Raw genomic sequence first — 17,524 nt, forward strand, 5'->3', positions numbered from 1 at the left:
AGGCTTCACCGCATAGCAAAATGTGATGAAGCCTAAAAATCGTTTGATTAACAGATTACCAACGGTAATGTGCAAACGCTTTGTTAGCTTCAGCCATACGGTGAACGTCTTCACGTTTTTTCACTGCTGCGCCTTTGTTTTCTGATGCATCAGATAATTCATTTGCTAAACGTAAAGCCATTGATTTATCACCACGTTTACGTGCTGCCTCAACGATCCAACGCATACCTAATGCGTTACGACGTGCTGGGCGCACTTCAACTGGCACTTGATAAGTAGAACCACCAACACGGCGAGATTTAACCTCAACCGTTGGGCGTACGTTTTCTAGTGCGATTTCAAATGCTTCTAACGCTTCTTTGCCTGTACGTTGCGCTAAAGTCTCTAACGCACCATAAACGATAGATTCTGCGATAGATTTTTTACCATCTACCATTAATACATTAATAAATTTCGCAAGTAATTCTGATCCGAACTTTGGATCTGGAAGAATTTTGCGTGGTTCAATACGACGACGACGTGGCATTGCAATTTCTCCGTTTTTTTATCTTCAGGATTATCCAAAACTCTTTGTGTAAGAGATCTTACGTTTACTGGAGTTTATGATAATTTATTTAATTTAATTCGCGTTTGGCCTTACTTAACGGAGAACCATTAAGCTTTAGGACGTTTAACGCCGTATTTAGAACGACCTTGTTTACGATCTTTTACGCCAGCACAGTCTAATGCACCGCGTACAGTGTGATAACGCACACCCGGTAAATCTTTAACACGACCGCCACGGATAAGCACAACGCTGTGCTCTTGAAGGTTATGACCTTCACCGCCGATATAAGAAGTTACTTCGTAACCATTTGTTAAACGAATACGGCACACTTTACGTAATGCTGAGTTCGGTTTTTTAGGTGTAGTTGTGTACACACGAGTACACACGCCACGTTTCTGCGGGCAAGCCTCTAATGCAGGAACGTTGCTTTTTACAACCTTTTTCACACGCGGTTTGCGTACTAATTGGTTGATAGTTGCCATTAAAAAAGCTCCAGTTTATTAATTGTTATTCATAGAAGAATGTTTACTTTTTGTTCTACCTTAGAATAGATAGACGCCGAATTTTAATCTTAGAGAGTAAGAATGTCAAGTCATAGAACAAGCAAAGGGTGAAGCCTCCCACCTGATCATTAAGTTGCCTACAATCCCACCTGTGGGAAATATTGCTCAGTGAGTTCCACTAAATTCTGCAAAGAAATTAACCGCACTTTATTTTCATCGTTATTTACAAAGTGCGGTGCGATTTTTTGTAAATTTCTGGCGTGAATGTCGTTTTCTAGCACATAATAAGGCTGGCTTAATTGCGCGAAAAGTTCAGGGTGTTTGAGGGGAAGAAGTACGCCGTCTTGCCACAATACAAGGCAATCTTTTTTGGTGAAATGAGCAAAATAACGGGCGAGGGTTTGGCTGTCGTAATCCGCTTTGGCGAAGGTATAAAGCATAATGATTTCCTGAAAAAAGAATGAAACGAAACAGGTTAAAATGTCAGCACTTTTTCTGCCTGTTGTAATTTTTCCATCAACACGGCACGGGGCAGTATTTCGCAATCGATCAACCAATTTGTTTTTTCAAGCTGTAAGGCTTGCACCGATTGTTGGCACAGATAACGCTGTTCAATATCGTATAAATCGAGCAATTTAAAAGGCTGGCTCACGTTTTTTTGTAAAATTTCTTCGCTTTTTTGATAAGCAATTAAATTAAAAATCCCGTCATCTAAGAAAAATACGGCAATTTCACTTTCATCACAAAAAGCTGTGGCGGCAAGTAGGGCATCTAAACCTTCTCGGCTTGTTGCTGTGCCGTAAGGCGGTTGGGTAAATACAAAAGCCAGTTTAATCATAGGGTTATCACTCGATCTGCTTGCAATAAAGCTTGGCTAAATTCGCCGAGTCCGGCTAACACAAAGTTTTCTGCTAAATTATTTTGTTGTTTATCTTTGCTGCTTAATGCGTCCACAATACCTCGGCGTTGTGAAGCGGCAATGCAAAGATGCAAAGGAATATTATGCTGTTTGCTCAGGGTTTGCCAATGTTGTTGTAAATTAAATTCGTCATTAGCGGGATAGACAAAACCGTTGCCGTTGCTTACGCCATTTTGCATAAAAAACACTTGGCTGATTTGATGCCCTTTTTCAATCAAGGCTTGGGCAAGTTGGTAGGCAAGAAATGCACCTTGTGAACCATAAATAGGCTGTTTTACGGCGATGACATAACGCATTATTTAAGCTCATCTTGTTTAATTTGGCGAATATACAAATACACGGTATGACGAGAAATATCTAAGCGTTCCGCCACTAAATTAATTGCATCTTTTATATCAAAAATGCCTTTTTCATATAAAGAAAGGACAATTTGACGATTTTTATTGTTATTCGCAACTTGGGGATCGGTGCTAATTTCTTCTACCGTTTGTTCGATGGTTTGGCTAACTAATTCCTCAACAGAACTGGCAAAATTCACTTCTGAAGCAGAATGTTGTTCCGCAGGGGGCATTAATGCTTGAATAAATTGGTTCACGGGGACATCTAAATTGATATTGATGCATAATAAACCGATGATCCGTTTTTCACGATTACGAATCGCAATGGTCACTGATTTCATCAATGCGTTACCCTTTGCGCGGGTAAAATAGGGCTTGGAAACATTCTCCGTTTGCATTGTTTTGAGCGATTTCAACGCAAAATCCGTAATGGGCGAGCCAACTCGACGATGGGTATTATGCCCGTTAGCAATGCAAATGGCAGAATGCTCAAAGTCTTCAAGAGAATGTAGCACAATTTCACAATGACTGCCGATTAATGCACTCACACCATCTACTACTGCGACATAAGAGGTTAAAATAGCACGATCTTCATCCGTAAAAGGGCGTCTATCTGTTAGCATTGGTTTTTTCTCAAAATGATGGAAAAATCGACCGCACTTTGCTTTTAAGAAATAAAGTGCGGTCGTTTTTGATTATTTTTTCTCAGGGATTACGTCTAATACTTCAACCTTAAAATATAACGTTGCATTTGGTGGAATTGAACCTGCGCCTTGTTTACCATAAGCTAAGTCAGCAGGAATTAATAAATCAATTTTACCGCCTTTTTTCACGAGTTGAAGCCCTTCCGTCCAGCCCTTAATGACTTGATTTAATTTGAATTCTGCTGGCTGACCACGTTCAACCGAACTGTCAAATACCGTGCCATCTGCTAATTTTCCTGTGTAATGTACTTTCACTTTATCTTCAGGTTTGATCGCCGCCCCTTCGCCTGCTTTTTCAATGCGATACATTAAGCCAGAAGCAGTTTTTTTCGCGCCCTCTTTTTTCATAAATTCAGCGGTAAATTTCTCATTTTCAGCGTTCACTTTTGCTTGACGTGCTTCATAGACTTTGTCGCCAATCGCTTTTAATTTTTCTTGAACCTGTTGTTCGGTGAAATCGCCTTTTCCGTCTAAAGCATCTTTTACCCCTTGTAATACACGGGTTTTGTCATAATTGATCACATCTTTTTGATCATTAATTAAGGTCTCAAGGAATTGTTTTCCTGTGGCATAACCCACCACATAGGAAGCTTCATCATTGAAATTTTTATCCGTTGCTTGATCAGCAAAAACGGAGCTAGAAACCACCGCACTTAATGCGAGGGTGATAAGAGAGAATTTTTGAATTTTTAACATTGTTTATCATCCTTTATAATGAATCGGAATTTTTGATAGGTTAAATTGTATTGCACAATTTAACAACCATTATTTAAGGATTATTTATGCAAATTCAACTTGAACACGCAAAACAAATTGCCGAATTAGAAACAAAAGTGGCATTTCAGGAACAGGCTATTGAGGAATTAAACCAAGCCTTAGTGGAACAACAATTTATACTTGAGAAAATGCAGTTACAGCTACGTCATTTGGCGGCGAAGTTAAAAGATTTGCAACCTTCCAATATTGCGAGTCAAGCAGAAGAAACGCCGCCACCTCATTATTAAACATAGAAAAAAGGCTAATCACAAGGATTAGCCAAAGGTTTTTATAGGAAGTTTCTAATTTATGCTATGGGATTAATATTTATTTTGCGAAATAGTTTTCTAGATCGTCGCTACCGCCAATATATTCTCCACCGATGAAGACTTGTGGTACGCTTGTTTTACCTGTAATAGCACGCACAGAAATGGTACTTGCATCACGGCCTAACACGATTTCTTCAAAGGTGTAACCTTTCACTTTTAATAACCCTTTTGCTTTCGCACAGAATGGGCAACCCGGTTTAGTGAAGATTGATACCGAAGGTTTTGCTTGCCAATCAGGTTTTAAATATTTGATCATTGTATCGGCATCAGAGACTTTGAACGGATCACCCGGTTCATTTGGCTCAATAAACATTTTTTCCACCACGCCATTACGCACAAGCATTGAATAACGCCAAGAACGTTTACCAAAACCAAGGTCATCTTTATCAACAAGCATCCCCATACCTTCAGTAAATTCACCGTTACCATCTGGAATTACGGTGATGTTTTCTGCTTCTTGATCCGCTTTCCACGCGTTCATTACGAAGGTATCGTTTACGGATAAACAGATAATATCGTCCACACCTAAGGCTTTGAATTCACAAGCTAATTCGTTATAACGTGGTAAGTGTGTTGATGAACAAGTTGGGGTAAATGCGCCCGGTAATGAAAATAACACGACCGTTTTGTTATCAAATAATTCTGAGGTGGTGATATCAACCCATTGATCACCTTGACGGGTATGGAATGTTACTTGAGGAACTTTTTTTCCTTCCATTGTTGCTGTCATCATCTTTCTCCTATTGCGATTAAAGTAATGATTTCTTATTGACGGGGTGAATTATAGTGAAAATCGTGATATAGTTACAAACGATTAATACCTATCCTTTTAATTGTTCCTTTCTATGGTGAGGAAAGCTGAGGAAAATATGAATATCCGTGATTTAGAATATTTAGTCGCACTCGCCGAACATAAACATTTTCGTCGTGCTGCCGATGCTTGCCACGTTAGCCAACCAACCTTAAGCGGACAAATCCGCAAGTTGGAAGATGAACTGGGCATTATTTTATTAGAACGTACTAGCCGTAAAGTATTATTTACTCAATCGGGTTTACTTCTTGTAGAACAAGCACGCACCGTATTACGCGAAGTCAAAGTGCTAAAAGAAATGGCAAGCAATCAAGGCAAAGAAATGACTGGGCCATTGCATATTGGAATGATTCCAACTCTTGGACCTTATCTTTTACCTTACATTATGCCAGCGCTGAAACAAGCCTTTCCTGATTTAGAGCTATTTTTATATGAAGCACAAACTCACCAGCTGTTAGAACAACTGGAAAGTGGACGTTTAGACTGTGCCATTCTTGCCACAGTGCCAGAAACGGAAGCCTTTATTGAAGTGCCATTATTTAAAGAAAAAATGTTGCTTGCCATTTCTCAAGAACACGCTTGGGCAAAAGAAAAAAGTATCCCAATGGACAAATTGAAAGGTTGTGAAATGCTGATGTTAGATGACGGTCATTGCTTACGTGATCAAGCGCTGGGCTATTGCTTCACCGCAGGGGCAAAAGAAAATCCACATTTCCAAGCCACCAGCCTCGAAACCTTACGCAATATGGTTTCTGCCAATGCAGGAATGACGTTAATGCCAGAGCTTGCGGTATTAAACGAAGGGAACCGCACTGGGGTAAAATACCTTCCTTGTGTGCCTGAGCCTTCACGCAATGTGGCATTAATTTATCGTCCCGGCTCACCGCTAAGAATGCGTTATGAACGTGTGGCAAACACCATTAGCCAGATTATTTCCCCAATCCTTCAGCAAAAATAAGAGGGCAAAATGGCAGGTGTTCGTGCAATTCAAAAAGAAAAAACCAGACGTGCATTAATCAGTGCTGCATTTAATCAGCTCAGCGCAGAAAAAAGTTTTTCCAATCTGAGCTTGCGTGAAGTGGCGAGAGAAGCGGGCATTGCCCCCACCTCTTTTTATCGCCATTTTCGCGATATGGACGAACTTGGATTAGAAATGGTTGATGAAGCCGGTCTAATGCTCCGCCAATTAATGCGCCAAGCACGCAAACGGCTAGAAAATGGTGGTAGCGTTATTGTGATTTCGGTCAATACTTTCTTTGAATTTATCACGCACAGCTCTAACGTTTTCCGTCTTTTATTGCGTGAAAGCTCTGGTACTTCGCACGCTTTCCGCACAGCGGCAGCACGCGAGATTAAACATTTTATTGATGAACTGGCAGAATATATCGCCGAACGTAATGGCTATTCACGCCACATTGCGTATATCCAAGCAGAAGGCATTGTTACGCTGGTATTTACTGCGGGCGCAAATGCGTTGGATATGAATAAGGAAGAGCGTGAGTTGCTCAAAGAACGGGTGATCTTACAACTGCGAATGCTGGCTAAAGGTGCCGCCTACGCAGCCCAAAAGGAAAAGCCCATCAAATAAAGTGCGGTGCTTTTTGAGTCAATTTTTCCAACAAAAAACCTGCTTAATCGCAGGTTTTCTTTTATTAACAGTTAGGCTTTTTGCAACTGTTTTTTCAGCTTGGTCAGTTTGTCTTTCATACGCTGACGCTTAAGCGGAGAAAGATAATCAGCAAAAACAATACCATTTAAATGATCAATTTCGTGCTGGATACAGATCGCCAATAAGCCATCGGCATTAAGTAAAAAATCTTTACCATTTTTGTCTAATGCGCGTACTGTAAGTTTTTCTTTACGTGGCACAAAACCATTCATTCCCGGTAAAGACAAACAACCTTCTTCAATGCCTGTTTCGCCAGAACTTTCGATAATTTCAGGGTTAATTAACACAATTTGATTTTCTTTCGTGCCTTCAATGTCGATCACAATCAAACGACGGTGTACATCAACTTGGGTTGCCGCTAAGCCGATCCCTTGTTCGTGATACATTGTTTCAAACATATTCTCAATCAATTGGTGTAATTCTTGGTCAAATGTTTCCACCGGTTGCGCGACGGTTTTAAGGCGCTCATCGGGGTAAATCAATACATCAAGTAATGCCATAAATTCATTATTCCTTTGCTAAAACTGTCGGCATAGTTTAACGGCTTTCCGCTAAAACGCCAATAAAAACAACCGCACATTGCGTTTTTCACCCAATAAAAGCGCCGCATAAATATGCGGCATTGCGCGAATATGATCTTCCTTTTAATCACGGAAGTTATTAAATTGGAAAGGTTGCCCTAGTTCGGCATTTTTCACTAATTGAATCACTGCTTGCAAGTCATCACGAGATTTTCCTGTGACACGCACTTGCTCTCCTTGAATTTGAGTTTGTACTTTGAGCTTAGATTCTTTGATCAACTTAGTGAGCTTTTTCGCCATCTCCGTTTCGATCCCTTGTTTCAGCTTAATTTCTTTACTGAAGGTTTTTCCGCTATGCTCATATTCAGTAGGAATAGCCAATGATGCAGAATCAATGCCACGCTTAATACAGGCATTACGCAAAATATCCACCAATTGCTCCACTTGGAAATCCGATTCACTTGCGACTTTAATGGTTTCATTTTTTTCGTTTAATTCGATAGAAGAAGGCACATTGCGGAAATCCCAACGGTTTGCTAAATCACGGTTGGCATTTTCTACCGCATTACGCACTTCGTGTGCGTCTAATTCAGAGACAATATCAAATGAAGGCATCATTACTCCTCGTTTTTCGTTATTCGGTCATTCGCACCTAAAATACATAACAGTGCGGTTAAGTCGGCAAAGTTTACCACAATTTGTGCTTGTTGTTGCACTTTCGGTTTAGCGTGGAATGCCACCCCTAAATTTGCGACATTCATCATTGGTAAATCATTTGCGCCATCACCAATAGCAACCGTGTTTTCCATTGGCACGCCATATTGTTCGGCTAATTGACGTAAGGTTTCCGCTTTATATTGCGCATCCACTACGCGACCTTGTACTTCACCGGTTAAAATTCCGTCCACAATCTCAAATTGATTGGACACTGCTGCATCAAGCCCTAATTCGGCTTTTAAATAATCGGCAAAATAAGTGAAGCCGCCTGAGGCAATTGCCGTTCGCCAACCATATTTTTGCAAACCTTGAATGGTTTCGCGTAAACCTGAGGTGAGTGGTAATTTCTCTCGCACTTGTTGCAAAATTGTTTCCTTCGCCCCTTTTAATGTAGCGACACGGCGACGCAAGCTTTGCTCGAAATCTAATTCACCACGCATTGCTTGCTCGGTGATTTCAGACACCAGCTCACCTGTGCCAGCCAATTTCGCAATTTCATCAATACACTCAATTTGAATGGCGGTGGAATCCATATCCATCACTAATAAGCCTTTTTTCTGCAAGCGGGCAGAAAAATTGAGTAATGCAATATCCACCTCTAATTGCTGTGCGTAGGCTTGCCATTGTGATTGCCAATAACCTTGTAATAGCACTGCAAGATAATGCCCTTCGAGCCAATAGTCAAAAATGGTAAAATTTTCACCGCACTTTTGTTGGAATTGCTGTAACTTGGCAAGACTTAACGTTTCACCATAAAGCATAAAATAATCTTGTCCTGTGGAAGCAGGTTGTTCCCTTTGCCACGGGCAAGGTAAGTGAGGATAGTGTTGTTGTAATTGACTGAGATTTTGTGTTTGCATAGAAAATCCTGTAAATTATCGGCATTTTTACGATTTATTGTGTCGTGCAATCATAAATAGACTAAAATAACGCCTTATTCTAGCTTATTTTGTGAAATCTTGGGGAAAATAACGTGCAACTTATTAAAGAAAAAGCACTAAAAATTGCGATGATTTTTATCATCATCTTATTTTGCCTTGGCATAATGGGCGTGATTTTATTCGGCGTGCAGCAATTTAAGCTAGGATCACAATTAGCCAGTATTAACCAAGTCACCAATCTTTCCCATTTATTAGTGCGTCAGCAAGCGAATTTATTTTCAATGCTCTTGCTCAATAATGCAAAATCAGAACAACTAACCGAAAACTTGGATAATTTTGTGAAAGAAGATTTTATCCTTGACGCCTCGGTTTATTCTCAGCGGGGCGAGCTGTTAGCGCAGAGTTCCAATGCTTCATTGTTACGTCTGCAATTAGGGCTTGATCAGCCCGTAGCAAAAGAAATCATCAATCAGCAAATTGTTGAACCGATTTATTCTTCTGAGGGGGTAGAAGGTTTTTTGCGTGTTACCTTCAATAATAAATATGGACAAACGACACAAAGCAAAATCAACCTGATTTTTAACCGTCTTTACGGTGAGATCATTATTGTGTTTCTCACTGGCGTGCTATTTGCCAGTTCCATTCATTATTTTTTAAGCCGTTATCGCCGAGTGAAACGCAAACAACTTGAGCTTTCACAACCAGTTAAAAAGCCATCCTCTCCAACAAACCGTTTAACCTATCATCGCAAACGCAGACGATTTAAAAATAAAGCATAAAAAAACCGCACTTTTAAAAGTGCGGTTTGATTTTGCTAAATTTTTTAATCTTAAATTATGCTAATTTTTTAATTTGAGCAGATAATTTAGATTTGTGATTTGCTGCTTTATTTTTGTGGATTAAGCCTTTAGATGCCATACGGTCCACAACTTTTTGCATTTCTAAGAAAGCCGCTTGTGCAGCCGCTTTTTCACCTGCAGCAACTGCAGCATATACTTTCTTAATGTAAGTACGCATCATAGAGCGTTGGCTTGCATTGTGTTGGCGACGTTTTTCTGATTGAATCGCGCGTTTTTTAGCTGACTTGATATTAGCCAAGGTCAAACTCCTAAAATTTCTGTTGAATTTACAAATAAAGGCGTGAACTATGCCTTTTCTCTATACAATTGTCAATAAAACAATTTATTAAATACTGTCTGAGGCTCGGTGAGACACAACCGAAAAATTTGCATCGTTCGCTAAAAATTTGGCTTGAAATTAGCCCACCGAAACGATGTGGGCGAATTTTATCAGTTTTTTTGCCTAGAATATAGCTTAAAAACGAAATTTCTATACAATTAAGCCAAATTTTTCTTGATGAGAAAGCAATTTTGAGTAAACGATTATTAAAATCTGGCATTATCGTCAGTACAATGACTTTATTATCTCGCGTGCTTGGACTGGTACGAGATGTGATTATCGCCCACATTATTGGGGCGGGTTTAAGTGCTGATGTGTTTCTTTTCGCCAACCGTATCCCTAATTTTTTACGCCGTTTATTTGCTGAAGGGGCATTTTCCCAAGCATTTGTCCCTGTCTTAGCAGAATACCAAAAAACAGGTGATCTCAATAAAACGCAACAATTTATCAGTAAAGTATCGGGAACATTAGGGGGCTTAGTCACCCTTGTTACCGCCTTTGCGATGGTTTTCTCTCCTGTAGTTGCCGCCATTTTCGGCACGGGCTGGTTTATTGATTGGTTGAATGATGGGGTAAATGGGGTGAAATTTGAGCAAGCCTCGCTGTTACTCAAAATTACCTTTCCTTATTTATGGTTTATTACCTTTGTTGCCTTGTCGGGGGCAATTTTAAACACGCTAGGTAAATTTGGTGTAATGGCATTTTCGCCCGTGTTACTTAATATTGCAATGATTTGCGCCGCCCTTTTCCTCGCACCGCACACTGCCAGCCCAGATCTTGCGCTTGCCATTGGGATCTTTATGGGTGGTTTGTTGCAGTTTTTATTTCAGTTGCCTTTTTTAAAACAAGCGGGATTATTAGTAAAACCGAAATGGGCGTGGAATGATGAAGGGGTAAAAAAAATCCGCACACTGATGCTCCCAGCCTTATTCGGGGTTTCCGTCAGTCAAATCAATTTATTGCTTGATACCTTTATCGCCAGTTTCTTGATGACAGGATCCATCAGCTGGCTTTATTATTCCGATCGCTTGCTCGAATTTCCTCTTGGATTATTTGGTATTGCGATTTCTACTGTGATTTTGCCAACACTCGCGCGCCACCACGTTAATCGTACAGATAATGCAGAAAAAAGTGCGCTGGATTTCCGTAACACGATGGATTGGGGAGTGCGAATGATTTTATTGCTTGGCGTGCCAGCAATGATTGGTATCGGAGTACTTGCCCAACCAATGTTACTCGTTCTCTTTATGCGCGGTGAATTTTTATTTTCTGATGTGCAAGCCGCGTCTTATTCTTTATGGGCATTTAATATGGGGTTACTCAGTTTTATGCTAATCAAAATTCTGGCCAATGGCTATTATGCCCGTCAAGATACCAAAACGCCGGTGAAAATCGGTATTATTGCGATGGTGAGCAATATGGCATTCAACCTGCTTGCGATTCCATTTAGTTATGTTGGCCTTGCCATTGCATCGGCAATGTCTGCTACCTTAAATGCCTATTTACTCTACCGTGGTCTGGCGCAAGCCAATGTGTATCACTTTAGTAAACAAAGTGCGGTGTTTTTTGTCAAAGTTTTTACCGCTGGGCTAATAATGGGGGCTGTCATTTGGCACTATTGCCCAAGTTTAATTCAGTGGCAACAAATGGCATTGCTTCAGCGTATTCACTGGCTAGTGTGGCTCATCGCACTCGCCGCACTGATTTATGGCGGTGCTTTGCTACTTTTAGGCATCCGCAAACGCCATTTAGTACATTCATAGACAGTATTATCAAAATAACAAAAAATTTCACTAAAAAATACCGCACTTTAGCGTTGAATATTTGCGAAGCACATTGCGAAAACGTAAACTAGCACAAGATTATTGGGGAACATTATGAAATTATTACAGCAGAAAAAACGCCATTCACTCAGTGTGCTGAGTTTGCTGGCGACTTGTGTTTTAACCAGTCTAAATGTTTACGCTGAGCATACTGTCGATCTCAAAGTCATTGGTGTAAAAGGGGTAAAAGCCATTGAGAATGTGGATATTTACACCAAGATGATCGATCCTGAAGAAGCCGATGGTTCAGAACGCTATCAATATATCGTAAGCGAAGCGATCAAAAAAGCCTTGCGCGTTTACGGCTATTACAACATTAATATTGATTTCACCTTGCAACCTGCGAAAGGGGGAAAACGCCCTGTACTCATCGCCGATGTCAATGCAGGTAAACCTGTTTTGCTGACAGGAATGGATATTCAAATCTTGGGACAAGCAAAGGAAGATGACACTTTTCAAGCATTGAATAAAAAATTACCCAAACTTGGTGAATTGCTTTATCACTCCAAATACGAAGATTACAAAAGTGAATTACAACAATTAGCCTTAGCCCGAGGCTATTTTGATGCAGATTTTGACGTTTCCCAGCTTTTAGTTCGCCCTTCCACCTATCAAGGCTGGTGGAAGATTATTTTTGATAGTGGCGAACGCTACCGCTTCGGCAAGTTTACCTTTGAACGCTCACAAATTCGCGAAGATTATTTGCGTAATATGATGGAAATTAAAGAGGGGCAACCTTATTTAATTAATGATCTCTCAAACTTTACCAATGATTATACCTCGACTAACTGGTTTAGCTCCGTGTTAGTGCAACCTCACCTTGATGAAAAAAACAAAATCGTTGATGTGGATGTGTTACTCACGCCACGCAAAAAAAATGCGATGGATCTCGGTATCGGTTATTCCACTGATGTAGGACCTCGTTTCCAATGGGGCTGGACCAAACCTTGGATCAACAGTCGTGGGCATAGCTTCCGTTTTAATCTGTATGCTTCTGCGCCGAAACAAACGGTGGAAGCGGTATATAAAATGCCATTGTTAAAAAATCCCCTACGTTATTATTATGAATTTTCCACCGGTTATGAACGTGAAAAAACAAATGATACCGAAACATCGTCAGGCACCTTTGCCGCATTACGTTATTGGAATCGCGTTTCTGGCTGGCAACACGCACTAGGATTGCGTGTACGTTATGATTCTTTTACCCAAGCCGATCATTCTGATAGAACGTGGCTGGTTTACCCAACAGGCTCAATCAGCCGAACACGCTTAAAAGGAGGATTATTCCCCACTTGGGGCGATGCACAGCGTTTGACGGTGGATTTAGGACGTAAATTATGGCTTTCTGATGCAAATTTCTTAAAAATTCAGGCGTCTAGCGCTTGGATTCGTACCTTTGCCGATAATCATCGATTTGTTTTACGAGGTGAAATTGGTTGGTTGCACACCAAAAATATTGAGAAAATTCCCCCCGCACTTCGTTTTTTTGCCGGGGGCGATCGCAGTGTGCGTGGTTACGGCTATAAAAAAATCTCACCTAAAAATTCTGATGGACAGCTTATAGGGGGAACTCACCTTATGGCTGGAAGTTTGGAATATCAATACCAAGTTTATGAAAACTGGTGGCTCGCCACCTTTGCGGATACAGGGCTTGCAGCAAATACGTACTCCGTTAATGAATTACGTTATGGCGCAGGCATCGGGGTACGTTGGGCATCACCGATTGGCGCAGTAAAATTGGATATTGCCACGCCCATTCGGGATAAAGACAAAAGTAAAAATGTGCAATTTTACATTGGGTTAGGTTCAGAATTATAGGCAGAAAAAATGACAAAAGAAACGCAACAAACCATACCGTCCAGCCAAGAAACACAACATCAAACTGCTGAACAGCAAAGCGGAGAAAATCAGACGGAACAATCCCCTTCACCAAAGAAAAAACGTTCCCTATGGCGAATGTTGCTATGCCTAAGTGCGGTGATTTTTTTGCCCATTTTTGTCTTGCTTGCCACTCTTGCGACTAGCCAAGGTCAGCGCGGTCTTATTCAGCTTGTTGATAAACTTATGGATAGCCTTTCTATTGCGCAAATAGAAGGCGGATTGCAAAATGGACTCACCCTGCATAATGTGAAATTTCAGTCAGAGGGCGTCGATACTCAAGTTCAACAAGCCCATCTGCAACTGGATTTAGCTTGCTTGTTAAAAGCCAAAATTTGCCTGAATGATCTCACCATTCAACAACCGAAAATTCAGATTGATACCTCACGGCTTCCGCCTTCAGAAGAAAAGGATAACAATCCTAGCCCAATGAAAAAAATCCACCTCCCTGTGGCAATACAAGTAGATAATGTGCAAGTGCAGGATTTAGCGTTAAATATCGATCAAACACAAATCAATTTAGCTCATTTTTCCACCGCACTTAGCCTAAATAATGAAAGCGGTTTTACCCTTGCACCAACACACATTAATGATTTGTTAGTGCAAACTTACGCCTTATCAGAAAAAGAAAAAAACGCAGAAAAAACCGCGATAAAATCAACCAAGCCAACGACGCAAGCCATTGATTGGCAACAGCTAGAACAGACACTCACCCCCGCATTGCTTGCCAATTTAAGCAAAATTGAACTGCCTTTCGATTTGCATATTACGGATATTCAAGGTAAAAACTGGCAATATCAACCCCATTTTAACCGCCAAAATAACACGGCGAAAAATGAAGCCACATCCACTGATACACAACAGATTGATGTCCCTTCGTTACAAATAAAAGCCGATGCCACAGGCGATCAAATTCAACTGCAGAGCCTGAATATCACAAGCTCAGTAGGAACGCTAGAGGGGCAAGGTACAATGCAACTGGACGAGGATTTTCCTCTTAATTTTCAACTTAACAGCCAACTGAAAGGCTATGCACCATTAACAATCCCACAAGCGGATCTCAACGTGCAACTTTCTGGAAAATTGCGTGGGCAAACGCAACTTCATTTGCAAAGCAAAGGGGATATTAATGCAGAGCTGGTGGGGAATGTGGCCCTTAACCAAGAAAAAACACCTTTTGATCTCAAATTAACGAGTAAAAACTTACAGTATCCTTTTGATAAAAAAGAAAAAGATCCACTCAAAGTACAAAATGTTATGCTTAATCTCAACGGAGATTTGCTTGCTTACCACGCTCAACTTAACGCTGAAGTTTCAGGAATGGGCGTGCCAAAAACACAGCTGACAAGCCAACTTCACGGTAAACTTTGGCAGGTAAGCATTGAGCAATTTGAACTTAATGCCTTACAAGGTAATGCTCATCTAAGCTGTGAAGTAAACTGGCAAAAAGGCGTGCAATGGCAAAGTGCGGTGGATTTTTCACAATTAAATCTCACCCCATATTTACCATCAATGCCAGCGTTGTTGTCAGGCAATTTCAGCTCACAAGGACAAATTGACGGGCAAAATTGGGCTATTCAAGTACCAGATTTAACGATTAACGGTACGCTTTCACGCCAGCCATTAAGCCTAAAAGGGAAACTGAGTGCGGATAGCACCAAATGGTTAAGTGTGCCAAATCTGTTACTTAATTACGGTGAAAACCGCATTGCAATGCAAGGGGAAATTAGCCAACAATCCGATTTATCCCTTGATATTCACGCACCAAATTTACGTGGTTTATTGCCTGAACTTTCTGCCACCTTATTTGGTTATGCCAAATTAAAAGGGGATATTCGCGAGCCAAATTTAAGCGTGGATTTAACAGGTAACAATATTCGCTTCCAACAATTACAGCTGAATAAATTCGCGATTAAAGGGGATATTCGCTCACATCAAATCATTAGCGGTGAGTTAAATGCCAATGTCGCAGGCTTGAAATATGCTGATGTAGCCATTAACCAAGCAACCCTTGCGTTATCGGGCGATGAAAAAAATCACCAACTACAACTGCAATCACAAGGCAAACCCGTGGCAGCCAATCTAAAAATTGTGGGAAATTTCGACCGCACTTCACAAAACTGGAAAGGACAAATTAGCGGTGTAGATATTCAATCACCTGTTGGAAAATGGCAGACAAATCAAGGGATTACTGTAAATTATAATCAAAATAACATTACAGCTACTGTTTCCTCACATTGTTGGTTAAACAGTGATGTTGAACTGTGTTTTCCACAAACTTTCACCGCTGGAAAAAACGGTGAGGTGCCATTCCAAGTGCGTAAATTAGATTTAGCACTAATCAACAAATTATTAGATAAAGAACAAAACCAAACGCAAATCAAAGGACAATTACAAAGTCAGGGATCGGTGGCGTGGTTTAGTGATAAACCACTCAAGCTGAATGTGCAAGTAACAGGCAATCATTTATCTGTGGCGCAGAAAATTGATTATCGCACCTTTAACCTTGCCATTCCGAAAGTGGATATTAACGCACAAATGGAAAACAACAACCTGAATTTAGATTCCGCCATTGATTTAGCGGAGCAGGGGCGAGTGACCAGCAACCTAAAATTACAAGATTTAGCCAAATCTCGTACCTTAGGAGGAAGCTTGAGTATTCATCGTTTAAACCTCAATTTAGCCAATCAACTGCTTTCCAGTGGTGAAAAGGTAAAGGGTGAAATTGAAGCCAACTTAACCTTCGGTGGCAATCTTAATAGCCCACTGATTCACGGTAATTTTGATGTAAACCATCTCACTGCAACGATGAAATCTCTGCCATTTACTATTAAAGATGGCAATTTATCTATGCGTTTTGCCGGCAATCGTTCGACGTTACAAGGCTATGTGGAAAGTCCCGAAAGCCGTTTAGACATTACGGGCAACGCCGATTGGAAGGATATAGATCATTGGAACACCCACGTGCAGGCGAAAGCGGATCGCTTTAATGTGAATATTCCATCAATGGCAAAATTAAAAATTAGCCCAAATGTAGAACTCAACGCCAATCCAAAATTGCTGGATATTTCTGGTACAGTCGATATTCCTTGGGCAAGAATTGCCATTGAACAATTACCAGACAGCGCCGTTACGGTGAGTAGCGATGAAGTGATTTTAGACGGCCCTGATAAAACCAAAGTGGGGCTAAAAAACGGTGAAATTAAAGCACGTACGAAAAGCGGTATGGAGATTCGTTCTGATCTGAAAATTAGTATTGGTAATGATGTTACCCTCAACGCTTACGGCTTAAACACGAGCTTAAACGGCTTGCTTTCAGTTAAACAAGATAAAGGAAAATTGGGGTTATTCGGGCAAATTTATCTTAAAAATGGACGCTATGCCGCCTATGGGCAAGATTTATTAATCCGTAAAGGACAAATTAGTTTTTCTGGCTTGCCCTCCCAGCCGATGTTAAATATTGAGGCGATTCGCAATCCAACGGCGATGGAAAATAGCAACATTACCGCTGGGGTAAAAGTGATCGGCTTAGCGACAGCGCCACAAGTTACCGTGTTTTCTGATCCTGCAAGTTCACAAGATGAAGCCCTTTCTTACTTACTAACAGGGCGTTCACTAGAAAATAGTGGAGAGGCCGGTTCGGGTGGTTCGATCGGGGCGGCATTACTTGGTATGGGCTTAGCGAAAAGTGGAAAATTGGTTGGCGGAATTGGTGAGGCCTTTGGCGTTCAAAACCTCAGTCTAGGCACGCAAGGGGTGGGCGATAGTTCAAAAGTGACTGTCAGCGGCAACATTACCCCACGCCTACAGCTTAAATACGGTGTGGGCTTATTTGACGGCCTAGCCGAATTTACGGTACGCTACAAATTGTTACCACAGCTTTATTTACAATCTGTTTCAGGGGTAAATCAAGCCTTTGATCTACTTTATCATTTTGAATTTTAGGGCA

19 protein-coding genes are annotated in these 17,524 nt (G+C 40.8%); 7 read left to right on the plus strand and 12 right to left on the minus strand.

The window, feature by feature from the left end; genetic code table 11:
- Positions 1-55: 55 nt before the first annotated feature.
- From rpsG to L4F93_RS03695, 7 genes are all read right to left on the minus strand, one after another.
- Entirely contained in the window at positions 56-526 is a 471-nt protein-coding gene (rpsG, locus tag L4F93_RS03665; RefSeq protein ID WP_103853509.1) for a 30S ribosomal protein S7, read from the minus strand.
- Positions 527-654: 128 nt separating this feature from the next.
- Positions 655-1,029 carry a 30S ribosomal protein S12 gene (gene rpsL / locus L4F93_RS03670; RefSeq protein WP_013745731.1) on the minus strand — a complete coding sequence of 125 codons (375 nt, stop codon included), beginning with the start codon at positions 1,027-1,029 and terminating at the stop codon, positions 655-657.
- Positions 1,030-1,187: 158 nt separating this feature from the next.
- Entirely contained in the window at positions 1,188-1,490 is a 303-nt protein-coding gene (locus tag L4F93_RS03675; protein ID WP_250351172.1) for a DsrH/TusB family sulfur relay protein, read from the minus strand.
- Between the two features lie 35 nt (positions 1,491-1,525).
- Positions 1,526-1,888, minus strand: a complete 363-nt coding sequence (gene tusC, locus L4F93_RS03680; protein ID WP_250351173.1) for a sulfurtransferase complex subunit TusC — start codon at positions 1,886-1,888, stop codon at positions 1,526-1,528.
- Positions 1,885-2,265, minus strand: coding sequence for a sulfurtransferase complex subunit TusD (gene tusD, locus L4F93_RS03685; RefSeq protein WP_250351174.1), 381 nt, complete (start codon positions 2,263-2,265; stop codon positions 1,885-1,887). The genes tusC and tusD overlap by 4 nt, the downstream gene beginning before the upstream one ends.
- Entirely contained in the window at positions 2,265-2,930 is a 666-nt protein-coding gene (locus L4F93_RS03690) for a helix-turn-helix transcriptional regulator (protein WP_250351175.1), read from the minus strand. The genes tusD and L4F93_RS03690 overlap by 1 nt, the downstream gene beginning before the upstream one ends.
- A 72-nt stretch (positions 2,931-3,002) precedes the next feature.
- A complete protein-coding gene (locus tag L4F93_RS03695; protein ID WP_250351176.1) occupies positions 3,003-3,707 on the minus strand; it encodes an FKBP-type peptidyl-prolyl cis-trans isomerase in 705 nt (234 codons plus the stop codon).
- An 86-nt stretch (positions 3,708-3,793) separates the two neighbouring features.
- Between L4F93_RS03695 and L4F93_RS03700 the strand changes: the two genes are divergently transcribed.
- Positions 3,794-4,015 (plus strand): SlyX family protein, encoded by a 222-nt coding sequence (locus L4F93_RS03700; RefSeq protein ID WP_250351177.1) that lies wholly within the window; start codon positions 3,794-3,796, stop codon positions 4,013-4,015.
- A gap of 79 nt (positions 4,016-4,094) precedes the next feature.
- On the opposite strand, the gene L4F93_RS03705 is transcribed toward L4F93_RS03700, so the two are convergent.
- Positions 4,095-4,829 carry a glutathione peroxidase gene (locus L4F93_RS03705; protein WP_395896620.1) on the minus strand — a complete coding sequence of 245 codons (735 nt, stop codon included), beginning with the start codon at positions 4,827-4,829 and terminating at the stop codon, positions 4,095-4,097.
- A gap of 136 nt (positions 4,830-4,965) precedes the next feature.
- On the opposite strand from L4F93_RS03705, the gene oxyR reads away from it, so the two are divergent.
- Together oxyR and fabR are read left to right on the plus strand one after the other, a co-directional pair.
- Complete coding sequence (gene oxyR, locus L4F93_RS03710) at positions 4,966-5,865, plus strand: DNA-binding transcriptional regulator OxyR (RefSeq protein WP_250351178.1); 900 nt, start codon at positions 4,966-4,968, stop codon at positions 5,863-5,865.
- Between the two features lie 9 nt (positions 5,866-5,874).
- Positions 5,875-6,495 carry an HTH-type transcriptional repressor FabR gene (gene fabR / locus L4F93_RS03715; RefSeq protein ID WP_250351179.1) on the plus strand — a complete coding sequence of 207 codons (621 nt, stop codon included), beginning with the start codon at positions 5,875-5,877 and terminating at the stop codon, positions 6,493-6,495.
- Between the two features lie 71 nt (positions 6,496-6,566).
- On the opposite strand, the gene def is transcribed toward fabR, so the two are convergent.
- From def to serB, 3 genes are all read right to left on the minus strand, one after another.
- Entirely contained in the window at positions 6,567-7,076 is a 510-nt protein-coding gene (gene def, locus L4F93_RS03720) for a peptide deformylase (protein ID WP_250351180.1), read from the minus strand.
- A 144-nt stretch (positions 7,077-7,220) separates the two neighbouring features.
- Entirely contained in the window at positions 7,221-7,712 is a 492-nt protein-coding gene (locus L4F93_RS03725) for a YajQ family cyclic di-GMP-binding protein (RefSeq protein WP_250351617.1), read from the minus strand.
- A 2-nt stretch (positions 7,713-7,714) separates the two neighbouring features.
- Positions 7,715-8,674 (minus strand): phosphoserine phosphatase, encoded by a 960-nt coding sequence (serB, locus tag L4F93_RS03730; RefSeq protein WP_250351181.1) that lies wholly within the window; start codon positions 8,672-8,674, stop codon positions 7,715-7,717.
- 113 nt (positions 8,675-8,787) lie between these two features.
- On the opposite strand from serB, the gene L4F93_RS03735 reads away from it, so the two are divergent.
- Positions 8,788-9,474, plus strand: coding sequence for a YtjB family periplasmic protein (locus tag L4F93_RS03735; RefSeq protein ID WP_250351182.1), 687 nt, complete (start codon positions 8,788-8,790; stop codon positions 9,472-9,474).
- A gap of 55 nt (positions 9,475-9,529) precedes the next feature.
- Here the strand turns inward: L4F93_RS03735 and rpsT are convergent, their stop codons facing one another.
- Complete coding sequence (gene rpsT, locus L4F93_RS03740) at positions 9,530-9,793, minus strand: 30S ribosomal protein S20 (RefSeq protein ID WP_250351183.1); 264 nt, start codon at positions 9,791-9,793, stop codon at positions 9,530-9,532.
- 272 nt (positions 9,794-10,065) lie between these two features.
- On the opposite strand from rpsT, the gene murJ reads away from it, so the two are divergent.
- The 3 genes from murJ (at position 10,066) to tamB (ending at position 17,520) form a co-directional block, all read left to right on the plus strand.
- Entirely contained in the window at positions 10,066-11,637 is a 1,572-nt protein-coding gene (murJ, locus tag L4F93_RS03745) for a murein biosynthesis integral membrane protein MurJ (protein ID WP_250351184.1), read from the plus strand.
- Positions 11,638-11,751: 114 nt separating this feature from the next.
- A complete protein-coding gene (tamA, locus tag L4F93_RS03750) occupies positions 11,752-13,515 on the plus strand; it encodes an autotransporter assembly complex protein TamA (protein WP_250351185.1) in 1,764 nt (587 codons plus the stop codon).
- Positions 13,516-13,524: 9 nt separating this feature from the next.
- Complete coding sequence (tamB, locus tag L4F93_RS03755) at positions 13,525-17,520, plus strand: autotransporter assembly complex protein TamB (protein WP_250351186.1); 3,996 nt, start codon at positions 13,525-13,527, stop codon at positions 17,518-17,520.
- The last annotated feature ends 4 nt before the right edge of the window (positions 17,521-17,524 follow it).

It is taken from the genome of Avibacterium sp. 20-132 (assembly GCF_023611925.1).
Classification (GTDB): domain Bacteria; phylum Pseudomonadota; class Gammaproteobacteria; order Enterobacterales; family Pasteurellaceae; genus Avibacterium.